The 12,538-nt window shown below is 70.6% G+C and carries 12 protein-coding genes; 5 read left to right on the top strand and 7 right to left on the bottom strand.

Annotated features, from left to right (window positions below):
• Window positions 1–56 precede the first annotated feature (56 nt).
• The 4 genes from pyrH to IT780_RS13775 all read right to left on the bottom strand — a co-directional run bounded on the left by pyrH (window position 57) and on the right by IT780_RS13775 (window position 3,902).
• Window positions 57–821 (bottom strand): UMP kinase, encoded by a 765-nt coding sequence (pyrH, locus tag IT780_RS13790; RefSeq protein ID WP_199511873.1) that lies wholly within the window; start codon window positions 819–821, stop codon window positions 57–59.
• 102 nt (window positions 822–923) lie between these two features.
• Window positions 924–1,754: a translation elongation factor Ts gene (gene tsf / locus IT780_RS13785; RefSeq protein ID WP_199511872.1), complete on the bottom strand. Its 831-nt coding sequence runs from the start codon at window positions 1,752–1,754 to the stop codon at window positions 924–926.
• A gap of 78 nt (window positions 1,755–1,832) precedes the next feature.
• The gene (gene rpsB / locus IT780_RS13780) at window positions 1,833–2,765 is read right to left on the bottom strand and encodes a 30S ribosomal protein S2 (protein WP_199511871.1); all 933 of its coding nucleotides are present in this window, start codon (window positions 2,763–2,765) and stop codon (window positions 1,833–1,835) included.
• 345 nt (window positions 2,766–3,110) lie between these two features.
• Window positions 3,111–3,902 (bottom strand): hypothetical protein, encoded by a 792-nt coding sequence (locus IT780_RS13775; RefSeq protein WP_199511870.1) that lies wholly within the window; start codon window positions 3,900–3,902, stop codon window positions 3,111–3,113.
• A 145-nt stretch (window positions 3,903–4,047) separates the two neighbouring features.
• On the opposite strand from IT780_RS13775, the gene IT780_RS13770 reads away from it, so the two are divergent.
• The 3 genes from IT780_RS13770 to dprA are packed head-to-tail and all read left to right on the top strand — an operon-like array spanning window position 4,048 to window position 7,130.
• A complete protein-coding gene (locus IT780_RS13770; RefSeq protein ID WP_199511869.1) occupies window positions 4,048–4,407 on the top strand; it encodes a YraN family protein in 360 nt (119 codons plus the stop codon).
• A 1-nt stretch (window position 4,408) separates the two neighbouring features.
• A complete protein-coding gene (locus IT780_RS13765) occupies window positions 4,409–5,947 on the top strand; it encodes a YifB family Mg chelatase-like AAA ATPase (protein ID WP_199511868.1) in 1,539 nt (512 codons plus the stop codon).
• Window positions 5,948–5,978: 31 nt separating this feature from the next.
• Entirely contained in the window at window positions 5,979–7,130 is a 1,152-nt protein-coding gene (gene dprA, locus IT780_RS13760; protein ID WP_233412836.1) for a DNA-processing protein DprA, read from the top strand.
• 202 nt (window positions 7,131–7,332) lie between these two features.
• Here the strand turns inward: dprA and IT780_RS13755 are convergent, their stop codons facing one another.
• Window positions 7,333–7,518: a DNA-binding protein gene (locus IT780_RS13755; protein WP_199511969.1), complete on the bottom strand. Its 186-nt coding sequence runs from the start codon at window positions 7,516–7,518 to the stop codon at window positions 7,333–7,335.
• A 1,890-nt stretch (window positions 7,519–9,408) separates the two neighbouring features.
• Here IT780_RS13755 and IT780_RS13750 point away from each other — a divergent pair.
• Both IT780_RS13750 and IT780_RS13745 read left to right on the top strand, forming a co-directional pair.
• Entirely contained in the window at window positions 9,409–9,666 is a 258-nt protein-coding gene (locus tag IT780_RS13750; protein ID WP_199511866.1) for a hypothetical protein, read from the top strand.
• A 911-nt stretch (window positions 9,667–10,577) separates the two neighbouring features.
• Window positions 10,578–10,982, top strand: coding sequence for a GntR family transcriptional regulator (locus IT780_RS13745; RefSeq protein WP_199511865.1), 405 nt, complete (start codon window positions 10,578–10,580; stop codon window positions 10,980–10,982).
• A gap of 260 nt (window positions 10,983–11,242) precedes the next feature.
• On the opposite strand, the gene IT780_RS13740 is transcribed toward IT780_RS13745, so the two are convergent.
• Complete coding sequence (locus IT780_RS13740) at window positions 11,243–11,698, bottom strand: pyridoxamine 5'-phosphate oxidase family protein (protein ID WP_199511864.1); 456 nt, start codon at window positions 11,696–11,698, stop codon at window positions 11,243–11,245.
• A 39-nt stretch (window positions 11,699–11,737) separates the two neighbouring features.
• Complete coding sequence (locus IT780_RS13735; RefSeq protein WP_199511863.1) at window positions 11,738–12,343, bottom strand: DUF6636 domain-containing protein; 606 nt, start codon at window positions 12,341–12,343, stop codon at window positions 11,738–11,740.
• Between the last annotated feature and the right edge of the window lie 195 nt (window positions 12,344–12,538).

Below are 12,538 nucleotides of genomic sequence, written 5' to 3'. Positions count from 1 at the left end.
CGCTCCGTCGCCTCCTTGCTTCTCGTCATGCGTCCGATGGTGGTTGTGGCGCGGGATCAGGCGGTGATCAAGGTACCGATCTTCTCGCCGCTGACGGCTCGGACGATCGTGTCGTCACCCTGGGCCCCGAAGACGAGCATCGGCAGGCCGTTCTCCTCGCAGAGGCTGAAGGCCGCCTGGTCGGCGACGCGCAGACCCTGCTGCAGCACGCCGGCGAAGGTGATGTGGTCGATCTTGCGGGCGTCGGGGTCGGTCCGCGGGTCCGCGGTGTAGACGCCGTCGACGCCGTTCTTGCTCATCAGCACGAGGTCCGCGTGGATCTCCAGGGCGCGCTGGGCCGTGACCGTGTCGGTGGAGAAGTACGGCATGCCCGCGCCGGCGCCGAAGATCACGACACGGCCCTTCTCGAGGTGGCGGATGGCGCGCAGCGGGATGTACGGCTCGGCGACCTGGGCCATCGTGATCGCGGTCTGTACCCGCGTCTCGATGCCCTCCTTCTCGAGGAAGTCCTGCAGGGCCAGGCAGTTCATGACCGTGCCCAGCATGCCCATGTAGTCGGCGCGGTTGCGGTCCATGCCGCGCTTCTGCAGCTCGGCGCCGCGGAAGAAGTTGCCGCCGCCGACCACGACCGCGACCTGGACGCCGCGGCGGGTGACGGTGGCGATCTGCCGGGCGATGCCCTGCACGACGTCGGGGTCGACGCCGACCGCGCCGCCGCCGAAGACCTCGCCGGAGAGCTTGAGTACGACCCGCCGGGGCCGATCGGGTCGCTGCGCCGGAACCTCGCCCACCGCGACAGTCTGCTCGGTCACCATCGTCATGCCGACCCCGCCCTTCCTTCGCTAACAGAAGACCTTATGTGACGGGGAGGCCGGGCGCTTGTGTCGCGTCCCGGCCTCCCGCGCAGTGCGCTGATGCCTGGATTACTCCTGGCCGACCTCGAACCGGACGAAGCGCGTGACCTCGATGCCGGCCTCGGCCGCAACCTGCTTGACCGTCTTCTTGTTGTCGGTGACCGACGGCTGCTCGAGCAGGACGAAGTCCTTGAAGAACGAGTTCACCCGGCCCTCGACGATCTTGGGCAGGGCCTGCTCGGGCTTGCCCTCCTCGCGCGCGGTCTCCTCGGCGATGCGGCGCTCGTTCTCGACCGTCTCGGCGGGAACCTCGTCGCGGGTGAGGAACTTCGGGCGCATGGCGGCGATCTGCATGCCGACGGCGCGGGCGTCGTCGGCGCCGGCCTCGTCGTCCTTGCCGGTGTACTGCACCAGGACACCCACCTGCGGCGGCAGGTCCTGGGCCTTGCGGTGCAGGTAGACCGCGACGGTGCCGTCGAGCTCGGCGAAGCGGTTCACCACGATCTTCTCGCCGATCTTGGCGGAGAACTCCTGGATCACGTCGGCGACGGCGCGGCCGTCCTCGAGCTTCGAACCGAGCAGCGCGGCGGCGTCCCCGGCCTTGGTCTTGGAGCCGTGCTCGACCAGCTGCTGACCCAGCGCGACGAAGTCGGGGGTCTTCGCGACGAAGTCGGTCTCGCAGTTGAGCTCGAGCAGCGCCTTGTCGAAGTGGCTGACGATGCCGTTGGCGGCGGTACGGCCGGCGCGCTTGCCGACGTCCTTGGCACCCTTGATGCGCAGGAACTCGACGGCCTTGTCGAAGTCACCGTCCGACTCGTCGAGCGCCTTCTTGCAGTCCATCATGCCGGCGCCGGTGAGGTCGCGGAGCTTCTTGACGTCCGCGGCGGTGTAGTTGGCCATGACTCTCTCTGATCCTCTGGAAGTCTCGCTGGCTGTCGGTGAACGCCGGCCGCCCGCAGGCGGCCGGCGTCGGCGGACTTACTCCGCTGCGGTCGCGACCGGCTCGGCGGCAGGAGCGGCCTCGGCGGCGGGGGCAGCCTCAGCAGCAGGAGCGGCCTCAGCAGCAGGGGCGGCCTCGGCGGCGGGGGCAGCCGCAGCCGGCTCGGCGTCGGCGGCCTTCTTCTCGGCGCCCTCGTACAGGTCGCGCTCCCACTCGGGCAGCGGCTCGCCGGCGGCGACGGTCGCCTCGGGCTTCGCGTCGGCGTCGCCACGGTTACGACCCGAGCGGGCGATGAGGCCGTCGGCGACGGCGGCGGCGACGACCTTGGTCAGCAGCTCGGCGGAGCGGATCGCGTCGTCGTTGCCCGGGATCGGGAAGTCGACCTCGTCCGGGTCACAGTTGGTGTCGAGCACCGCGATGACCGGGATGCCCAGCTTGCGGGCCTCGTCGACGGCGATGTGCTCCTTCTTGGTGTCGACGACCCAGATCGCCGACGGCACCTTCGTCATGTCCCGCAGACCGCCGAGGGTCTTGGTGAGCTTGGTCTTCTCCCGGTACAGCTGGAGGGTCTCCTTCTTGGTGTACCCGGCGGCGGTGCCGGTCAGGTCACCCAGAGCCTCAAGCTCCTTCATGCGCTGCAGGCGCTTGTACACCGTCTGGAAGTTGGTGAGCATGCCGCCCAGCCAGCGGTGGTTCACGTACGGCTGGCCGACGCGGGTCGCCTGCTCGGCGATCGCCTCCTGCGCCTGCTTCTTGGTGCCGACGAAGAGGATGTGGCCACCCTCGGCGACGGTGTCCCGCACGTACGCGTAGGCCTTCTCGATGTAGTCGAGGGTCTGGCGCAGGTCGATGATGTAGATACCGTTGCGCTCGGTGAAGATGAAGCGCTTCATCTTCGGGTTCCAGCGCCGGGTCTGGTGCCCGAAGTGGACACCGCTCTCCAGCAGCTGGCGCATGGTCACGACGGCCATGGTGGGTTGCTCCCTGTTTTCCCTGGTTGTCACGCTCACCGGCGGTGGGCGTCCTGGCGCCCGGTCGCCGGCCCAGGGCGGACCCGACGGATCGGGACCAGGGAGGGCCGTCGCTGACGGCTCATGATCGAAGGCACTCATCGAACACGGCACGTGGCAGAGGGCGCGCGAGGTCGACCGCACGAGACGGTCGCCGTCGACAAGCATACGCCGTGCGCTTCGGGGCGCGCCTCCGGGCGGGGTGCCGGCCCGGTTTCCGCCCCGGACGGCGATCCACGTCCGGTTTGGGTGCTTTGCCGGAGGCGCTTCGGCGGTCCGCGCCGGCTCGCGTCGGCCGCGCGGCCGTCAGGCCACGGCCAGGCCTGCGGCCAGGAGCAGGACCAGACCGATCGGAAGGTACGCCAGCGGCGGACGCAGCCACGCCTCACGGCCGGCGACGCGTCCCGCCCCGGCGAGGAAGTACAGCCCGGCGCCGGTCAACGGAAGCCCCAGAGTCAGGAGTACGGCCGGCACGACGCCGCGCGCCACCGGATCGCTCACGAAGGTCACGTGCACGAGCAGAAGCAGCGCGGGAACGAGCAGGACGCCGGTGACCGCCGCGAAGATCACTGCGGTGACCGGGCGGCGCGAGTTGTAGACGCTCTCCGGGCGGGACCCGGCCGCCAACGGGACCATGCTGGTCGGCTCGTCGTACGCCGAACTGCCCGGAACGGACGGCGAGGCCGCCGCATTGGGCAGCGCGCCCGCTCCGTACGTCGTGGTGGTCGTGACGGTGGAGACCGCAGGTGAGGCGGATGCGGGGTCGGCCGCCGAGAGGGGGTTGCTGGTCGGCCGGATCGTCGGGTACTCCGGGCCGCGTACGGGAATCCGCATCGAACCCGAGTCGACCGACGACGTCGCGTAGCTGCCCGACGTCGTCACCGGGTCCGCGGGGGCGTACGACGCCGGGCTCGCGTACGGGTCGGCGGGCCGCTGCTCGGGCAACCGGAAGGCGCCACTGGGGCGCTCGTGCACACCGGACTCATAGGGGCTCGAACCGGGCGCGGGAGCCGCGTACGACCCCTGCCCGTCCGACGTCCGCTGCCCGGTGTACCAGCTGGGCTCCGGCTCTTCGGCGTACCGGCGATGTGCGTCCACGATTCCGCACCGTAGGTGACGCGGAGGCGTCATGCCACCGGTGAGCCCCTATCACGTGACAACGGTGACGCAGGGGTTATCCACAGTAGCGCTCTGTCCACAGGCAGCCCCCGGCCGGGCCGCCACCTGCGCCAAGGTGTCGGCCATGACGAACGAGAGACGGGCGGTCGGCGCGTACGGGGAACGCCTCGCGGAACGCCACCTGCAGGACCAGGGCCTGGTGGTGCTGGAGCGCAACTGGCGCTGCGGCGACGGCGAGATCGACCTCATCCTCCGCGACGGCCCGGCCATCGTCTTCTGCGAGGTGAAAACCCGCCGCGGCGACACGTACGGCACCCCCGCCGAAGCGATCAGCCCCACGAAGATCAAACGCCTGCGCCGGCTCGCGGCCCGCTGGCTGACCGAGAGGCACGTACGCCCCCGGGAGGTCCGCTTCGACGTGGTGGCGGTCGTGGCGCAACCGAAGGGACCGGCCCGGGTCGAGCATCTGCGCGCGGCGTTCTGACATGAGCTACGCCAGAGTCCTCTGCGTCGGCCTCGTCGGAGTGACAGGCCACGTGGTGGAAGTCGAGGCGGATCTCTCCTCCGGCCTTCCCGCCGTGGTCCTGACCGGCCTGCCCGACACCGCGTTGCACGAGGCCCGCGATCGGGTGCGCGCCGCGATGGTGAACTCGGGGCAGGTGTGGCCCAACAGACGCATCACGGTCAACTTGCTCCCGGCCATGCTGCCCAAGCACGGGAGCGCCTTCGACCTGGCGATCGCCTGTGCCTTACTCGCCGGGGCGGGCGAGCTACCCCTGGCGCCGATGGAGGGCGTCGCGGTCCTCGGTGAGCTCGGTCTCGACGGCACCGTCCGACCCGTCCGCGGCGTCCTGCCCATGGTGGCCGCAGCCGCGGACGCCGGGATCGAGCGGGTCATCGTGCCGGTCGGCAATGCCCGGGAGGCCGCCGTCGTGCCGGGCGTGACAGTCGGTGCGGTCGATTCACTCCATCGCCTCGTTGCCTTCATCAAGGGCCAGGGCCCGCTGATGGACCCGCCCGCGGCGCGGGCTGCACCACCCTCGAGCGGTCCGGATCTCGCGGACGTCGCCGGTCAGGAACTCGGCCGGCACGGGCTCGAGGTCGCGGCTGCGGGTGGCCACCACCTCGCCATGATCGGACCGCCGGGCGCGGGTAAGACCATGCTGGCCGAGCGGCTGCCCTCGATCCTCCCGCCGCTGGACGACACATCCGCCCTGGAGGTCACGGCGCTGCAGTCGATCGCCGGGGTGCTCGCAGCCGACGCGGAGCTGGTCCGGCGGCCACCGTTCCAGGCGCCGCATCACAGCGCGAGCCTCGCCGCCCTCGTAGGTGGCGGGTCCGGTTTGGCCCGGCCGGGTGCGATCTCGCTCGCGCACCGCGGAGTGCTGTTCCTGGACGAGGCGCCGGAGTTCGCCTACCTCACCCTCCAGGCGTTGCGGCAGCCGCTGGAGAGCGGGCGGGTGGTTCTCGCCCGGTCCCGTGGGAGCACGGAGTATCCAGCCCAGGTCCAGATGGTCATCGCCGCGAATCCGTGCCCGTGCGCCAACCCTGCGGGAGATCAGTACTGCCAGTGCTCGGCCATCGCCCGGCGCAGGTACCTCGGCAAGCTCTCGGGCCCGCTCATGGACCGGATCGACATCCAGATCCGGTTGCAGCCGCTCGGCGTCGCGCAGCTGATGACGACCGAGACTCCGGCCGAGTCCTCCGCCGAGGTCGCCGCTCGCGTCAGCAGGGCCCGCGACGCTGCAGCAGCACGCTGGTCCGCCCACGGATGGCGGCTCAATGCGGAGGTGCCCGGGCCTCAACTCCGCCGAGCGCCATGGCGGCTGCCCCCGAAAGACACCAAGGCCCTGCGTGCCGGGCTGGAACGCGGCTCGCTGTCGGCGCGGGGCTTCGATCGGATCTTGCGGCTTGCCTGGTCGATCGCGGACCTCGACGGGCGCGACCGCCCGACCGGTTCCGATGTGGACGAGGCCGCTCAACTCAGAATGGGAGAAGCAAGTGACCGGCAAGCCGGACGTTGACCACAGACCCGCCGACCACGACGCCGACCGGATGGCGCGCGTGGCGCTGACCTGGCTCGCCGAGCCCGGCAACCGCATCGTCTGGCAGCTGGTGCAGGCACATGGCGCGGAGGCCACGCTCTCACGCTTGCTCGAGGGCGACATTCCAGAAGCCGCTTTGCGTACGGCGGTCCTGACGCGTTCGGGCCTGGGCGATCCCCGGCGGATCGCGGAGGTGGCCATGGGGCGGGCCCGCCGGCTCGGCGCCCGGGTGGTCGTACCGTCCGACGCCGAGTGGCCGACGGGCGTCGAATCACTGGCCACTCTGGAGCTCGACATCGCGGGAAGAATCAATCGCGACGTACGCCCCCCGCTCTGTTTATGGGTACGCGGGACCCGGCCGCTCAGCGACGCGTTCGAGCGTTCGGTGGCGATCGTCGGCGCCCGGGCCGCGACCCCGTACGGCATGCACGTCACGAGCGACCTCGCGTACGGGATCGCCGAGCAGGAGTGGACCGTCGTGTCCGGCGGCGCGTTCGGTATCGACGCGGCAGCTCATCGGGCGGCGCTCTCGGCGGGCGGGTGCACGGTCGCCGTGCTGGCGTGCGGCGTCGACCGGCCGTACCCGATGGGCAACGCCGCCATGTTCGAACAGATAGCGGACAGCGGCCTGCTGATGAGCGAATGGTTGCCGGGCGCCGAGCCGCTGCGCCACCGCTTCCTCATCCGCAACCGGGTCATCGCGGCTGCCACGGCCGGAACGGTGGTCGTCGAAGCGGCCGCACGCAGCGGCGCGGTGCAGACGATGAGCCGCGTGGTGTCCCTCAACCGTCACGCCATGGTCGTCCCGGGACCGGTCACCTCGGCGATGTCGGTGGGATGCCACGAGCTACTGCGCCGCTATCCGCAGGCGCGGGTGGTCACGGGCGTGGCCCACGTACTCGATGAGGTCGGAAGGATCGGCGAATATCTGTCCGAGCCGGCCCGCGGACGCGACCACGTACGCGACGACCTGGACGAGGAGTCGGCGCTGGTGCTGGAGGCGGTGCCCCTGCGCGGCGCTGTCGGGCCGGAACAGCTGGCGGCGAAGGCCGGGCTGGGCGTACGCACTGTCCTGCGGAGGCTGTCGCTCCTGGAGATGAAAGGCCTGGTGGTACGCCGGGACAACGGGATCGCGCTGGCCCGAGGCGGGACCGGCAGATGAGATCGCCCGTATGCCTGCCGCAGTCGCTCTCACCCCTCGGGCGGTTCACGGCCCTTGCCTCGAGAGCGGTTTACGACCCTCGCCGCGGGCGTGGTTCACCGCGGTGGCCGGTGGGCGGTGTTGCTGCGCGACGGCGCAGGCTGCTGCTGCGCGGCGGCACGTCGGCCCGTCCGCGCGATGACCCCTCCGAGGTCCGGTGGGGTCATGCCTCCGCGTCGTCGAGGTCGCGGCGGTGGACCTTCATCCACGCCTCGACGTCCTCCGCCAGCCAGACCTTGCCCTGCTTGAGATCCGCCACCGGCGCGGGGAAGTCGGCTCTGCTGGTGATCTGGTACGCGCGCTGGCGGCTCACTCCGCCCAGACGGAGGCGGATCTCATGCGCACCCATGAGTCGGATCGACTTAGCCACATGATCGACCGTAGACGCATGACTATTAGTCATAGGTCAACTTGGCGAAAGACAGCTAGTTACCCGTCAACTAGGGTTGTCGCATGACTATCCCACGTCAGAGGGGCCCTCAGCAGGCCCTTCATCCGCCTGTCCACAAACGCCAATGGCGCAGTCTGTGGCGCCGCTGCGCCTGCGGACATTCGATCCCGTGCCCGGCGGCCAACCGGCTGCCGTCTCCCATACCGGCCCCAGCAACGGCCGGGTCGGCCTTCGCGCTGACGCCTCCGCGCCCGGAGATGCCCTCGCCCGCAGCAGACCCCGCGAGCGGCGGCGCGCCCAAGCTCACCGCGGATGCCGACGTCAATCACGGCTCGAGGCGGCACCCTACCGGATACCACCTCGGCGGCTTCGAGGCCACGCTACCGATTCCACGCCGGCGCCAACCGCCGGGCGGCTCACGCACGGCACCGCCCGGCATCCCCGCCCCTTCACCTGAGAACCCGCAGGAACGCACGACAGCCGCATCATGGGACCGCCCCGACCGAACGGGAAGTCCCACGGCAGCGTCCTGGCCACCTACGCCGTTTCCCCACCTCTCGCCGCCGACCTTCTCCCCCGCGAACGAGGCACCGTACGACGATCTCCCCGGAGAGTGGCGACGTCATCCACGAAACTTCACCACCCCGACGCGACAACGCCCAACCCCGCAACGCGCCTCGCCTGCCGCTCCACCACCGCACCGACCACGCCACGGCACAACGCCGCTCCTGCACCGCATCCACACGCACAGCGCTCCACATGCGGATACCGCCGGCACCCTCCACTCCTTCGACGATCGGACGTCAGCGGACGCACCTGCGCGTCCGCTGACTGCTGTGCGGGGCGAAGACTCTGGATCGGTCGACACCATGCCGCCCAGACCCGCTCACGCCTGCGCCCCGAACCCGCCGAACCATCCTCCGGACCACACGTCGCGCACCGCCGCCAACTGGCCGGGCCATCCCCCGGCCCGCATCCCACGCGGTTGCGCCACGGACCTACCGGCCCATCCCCCAGTCCGCATACCGCGCGCCGCCGCCGACCGACCGGGCCACCCCCCGGCCCGCATCCCGCGCGCTTGCGCTGCTGACCTGTCTGAGGTTCGCCGAAGCCGCGTTCCGACCACGTTCGCCACGGACTCGGCGAGCGCCCTGCAAGGCGGGCTGAAGGTGCCACCTCAGTGGAACGCTCCGACGATGCCGCTCGCGCAGATCGGGAGAGCCGGCGACCTGACGCCGGCGCAGGCATTCCGCGCAGATCGGGGACCGGCATGATGGCTGCGGTCCTTCGCTCGAACGCCCCTCAGTTCTTCCAGATCGCACCGCGTCGCAACGCCGCCCGACCAGCGCCCTCGCCAGCGGGCCCTCGCACCCGACGTAGCCGCGGATCGACCAACACGCCGGCTTGGCCTGACGCATCATCAACCCCCGGTCCGGCTTGGCGCAGCAGGGCATCACTCAACTCCGTGAGCCGTCGCACCACGGCGCGACCCGGCTCGGCTCAGCACAACGCGGCGCCACCCCGCTTCACACCACCCCGCTTCGCTCGACTCAGCGCGGGACCAACCCGCCTTCCTCAGCCCAGCGCGGCGCCACAACACTCCGCCCCGCTCAGCGCGCCACCTTGCTTCCCCCATCGCCGGCGCAGCAGAGCATCTGGTGCGCCGACGTCAGGCGATGCATGCGGAGTGGTGTCCGGCCGGCGCTCCGGCGTGCGCGACCCCACGTCCGCCACCCCTTGGGGCGCACCGTCTTCAGCGGCGGGGCATCGAGCCTCGCGGTGGCAGGTCCACAGCGGGTCCGAGATCGCGGCGCGGTGGGGCCGCCTGTGGTGAGGTCGTGCGGGGACGTGTCGTGGCCTGCCATCACGCATGTCGGCGTGGGGCCGGACTGGGACTGCGTGGCCTGTACTCAGCCGTGGCCGTGCGCGCAGGCCAAGGAGGAATTGCTGGTCGAGTTCAAGCGGTTTCCGTCGAGCTTGACCATCTACATGTCCGCGTACCTGTCCCAGGCGATCGAGGACTACGGGGCGCACGGCAAGATGCCGCCGCCGGACCTGTGGGACCGGTTCATCGGATGGATCAAGGCGACGAACCCGGCACCTTGACGAAGCCCGGAGTTCGCATCAGACGCAGGACCCTCAACAAGTCCGGCGCCGCCCGCAAGTCGGCACCGCCCGCAAGTCAGGCACCGCCCGCAGGTCAGGCACCGCCCGCAGGTCAGGCACCGCCCGCAAGTCAGGCACCGCCCGCAAGTCAGGCACCGCCCGCAAGTCGGGCACCGCCCGCAGGTCAAGCGCCGCCGATAAGTGAGTCACCGCCAGCAAGTCTGGCGCCACCAGCAAGTCTGGCGCCACCAGCAAGTCTGGCGCTACCAGCAAGTCTGGCGCTACCAGCAAGTCTGGCGCCGCTAGCGAATCGAGCGCAGCCAGCGAATCGGGTGCCGTCAGCAAGCGGGTCGCACGGTCAGCAAGCGACCGGCACGTTCAGCAATTGATCCGCGGTCTGGGCGAGTGACCAGCACTGTCAGCGAGAGAGCCGACGTCACGTGTCCGTAGGAACTGGAGCGCCGACCAGCGCGGAGGGGCGAGACCTAGCGATGCTCGATCAGCCAGCCGCGGCTCGGTACTCAGGCCGTACGGGATGCTGCCGCGAGCCCCTGTTCAGCGAGCCGGCGGGCGATGCAGGGCCAGGAGCTGCCGCAGGCTTCGCACTGGCCGTCACGTCCGGGGCGATGGTCGCGGTGCAGACCGCAGGACAAGCGCCAGAGCAGGGGGTTCGCACCGGTGGGTGGGTCCGCGGGCGGCTGTTCGCCTTCCCAACCCCTGTGCGGCACGGACGCTCCCGCTCGACGATTCGGTGATGGGCAGACGGCGGCCGGGACCTTGGGAACCGCCGACCGCCGCCGCCTTGCACCACGCGATCAAGCTCGGCCTTCTCAGCGTGGCCGGGACATCGTACCGACATCATGTCGTACGTACAATGCTATGGAACATCGTGACCACGTACGGTGTCAGCCATGATCGATCCCTCGGCCGACCGCGCGGTGTTCCGCCAGCTCGCCGATCTGTTGCGCAACCAGATCGAGTCCGGCGACCTCGGTCCGGGCGAGCCGCTGCCGAGCGAGTTGCGTCTGGCGCAGGAGTACGGCATCAGCCGCACCACTGTCCGGCAGGCCATCGGTCAGCTTCGCACCGAAGGTCTGGTCACAGTGGACCGGCCACGCGGCACGTTCGTCCGCGTGCCTGAGCCGACGGAGATGGTGACCCTCGGCCGGGGCGAGAAGGTGAGCGCCCGCATGCCGACGGACGCGGAACGCCGCACCCACCGCTTGGGCGAGGGCGTACCGGTGCTGGTGGTCACGACCGCCGACGGCACGACCACGGTCTACCCGGCGGACCGGGTACAGCTCACCAGGCCCTGAGCGGCCCATCGCCACTCGACCGGCCGGAAAGCAGCCGCGCCGGCGAGCCCGACGAGCGCAAGCAGCCGGCCGAACGAGTGGCTGCGCCGAAAGCCCGGCGAACTCAAGCCAACCGGCCGGATGAGCCGCTGCACCGAAAAGCCCGCAAGCTCAAGCGACCGGCCGGATAGCGGCGGCGCCGAAAAGCCCGACGAGCTCAAGCAGCCGGCCGTACGAGCGGCTTTGCCGACAAGCCCGAGCAAGCTAGAGCGGACCGGCGCTTAATACCGAGGTCTGCGGCGGTAGCCGTGCGTCGCGTCCCAGGACTCGATCACCAGGTGGTCGGCCGGCTCCCCCACGTACAGCATCGACACCTCCCTGATGTCGACGCGGAAGAAGCCCGCTCCCGGATGCTCCTCGCGCGCCGGGATCTCGATGGCCGTGCCCGTGAGCTTTGCCTCGCCCAGCCACTGTTCCGGATGGTCGGGCGGTGGTTCGAGGGTGGGGCTGTGGATCGCGATGCGGGGATCGCGGCGGATGTCGAGGAGCTTCATCGAGCCGCCCATCGAGCCGAACGTCATCTCGCCGTCCGTGAAAGCGAGTTCGGTGCCGCTGATGCGGGGTGAGCCGTCGCGGCGGATGGTGGCGATGGTCTTGTTGGTGCCCGCCTCGAAAAGAGCCTTCACCTTGGCGGCGAACTCCGGTTGGTCGTTCTCGATCTCGTGCCAGCTGGCCATGGGTCGACCCTAGAAGAGGGGTACGACAAGAAGGGGACGTCAGAACAGGTCGTACTGTTCCTTCGCGAGCCTGAACCCGTGTCCCGTGGCAGTGTTCTCGCACCGCATGCCGGCGCTCGCGCTGTCGCACCGGATCGGGCCGGCCTTCAGCGATTCGCCGTACTCGAGCTTGTCCCGGGCTCCCAGGACCGTGTCGCCGGCGCAGGTGAAGGTGGCCTCGCCGTCCTTGCCGACCGCGACACCGAAACCCCAGTCCAGGGTGCACGAATCCGGCGCCGGCGGCGGGGACCAGGACTTCTTGGCGATGTCGCACCGGGCGCCGTCCGCGGTCAGGTAGCAGCCGATGTTGCCCGACGGCGAGGCGAATGCGGCCTCGGTGACCACGCTGGGAGCCGCGGTCGCCGTGGAAGGGCCGGGTCGCGGTGAGGTGTCGGTGGGGCCCGGGGAGTCGTTCGCTGCCGGGGCATCGCCCAGGCCGTCGTTGGAGGCGACGGTCGGCGTCGCAGCGTCGTCGTTGCGGGTGTCGGAAGGGCCTGAGCAGGCGACCAGCGCGGCAACCAGCACGACCGAGGCAGTGAGGGCGAGCCGCCGGACGCCGGGCGTGACACCCGCCGCCCGTAGGCGCGCCGCCGGCGGACGCCCCATCAGCGGACGCGGGGTCAGCCGGTCCGACGAAGGTGAGCGCGCCGTCAGCGGGTCCAACGAAGGGGGGCGCGCCGCCGTAGGGCCCGACGAAGGGGGATGCGCCGCCGTAGGGTCCGACGTCGGTGGGCACGCCGTCGCCCGGCCCGCGGTCGTTGCCATGTCGCTCCCCCCGGTGACCCGTTCGTCCGGGCGCTG

The sequence above is a fragment of the Nucisporomicrobium flavum genome, from assembly GCF_016464385.1.
Classification (GTDB): domain Bacteria; phylum Actinomycetota; class Actinomycetes; order Mycobacteriales; family Micromonosporaceae; genus Actinoplanes; species Actinoplanes flavus_A.
The sequence above is the reverse complement of the archived record's forward strand: the minus strand, read 5'-3'. Positions and strand labels throughout refer to the sequence as shown.

What these genes read in the sequence shown, in the direction of transcription:
- rpsB (WP_199511871.1), bottom strand. Translation starts at nt 2,765, where the DNA reads ATGGCCGTCGTGACCATGCGCCAGCTGCTGGAGAGCGGTGTCCACTTC.
- IT780_RS13755 (WP_199511969.1), bottom strand. Translation starts at nt 7,518, where the DNA reads ATGGGTGCGCATGAGATCCGCCTCCGTCTGGGCGGAGTGAGCCGCCAG.
- pyrH (WP_199511873.1), bottom strand. Translation starts at nt 821, where the DNA reads ATGACGATGGTGACCGAGCAGACTGTCGCGGTGGGCGAGGTTCCGGCG.
- tsf (WP_199511872.1), bottom strand. Translation starts at nt 1,754, where the DNA reads ATGGCCAACTACACCGCCGCGGACGTCAAGAAGCTCCGCGACCTCACC.
- IT780_RS13765 (WP_199511868.1), top strand. Translation starts at nt 4,409, where the DNA reads ATGAGCTACGCCAGAGTCCTCTGCGTCGGCCTCGTCGGAGTGACAGGC.
- IT780_RS13735 (WP_199511863.1), bottom strand. Translation starts at nt 12,343, where the DNA reads ATGGGGCGTCCGCCGGCGGCGCGCCTACGGGCGGCGGGTGTCACGCCC.
- IT780_RS13740 (WP_199511864.1), bottom strand. Translation starts at nt 11,698, where the DNA reads ATGGCCAGCTGGCACGAGATCGAGAACGACCAACCGGAGTTCGCCGCC.
- dprA (WP_233412836.1), top strand. Translation starts at nt 5,979, where the DNA reads ATGGCGCGCGTGGCGCTGACCTGGCTCGCCGAGCCCGGCAACCGCATC.
- IT780_RS13745 (WP_199511865.1), top strand. Translation starts at nt 10,578, where the DNA reads ATGATCGATCCCTCGGCCGACCGCGCGGTGTTCCGCCAGCTCGCCGAT.
- IT780_RS13770 (WP_199511869.1), top strand. Translation starts at nt 4,048, where the DNA reads ATGACGAACGAGAGACGGGCGGTCGGCGCGTACGGGGAACGCCTCGCG.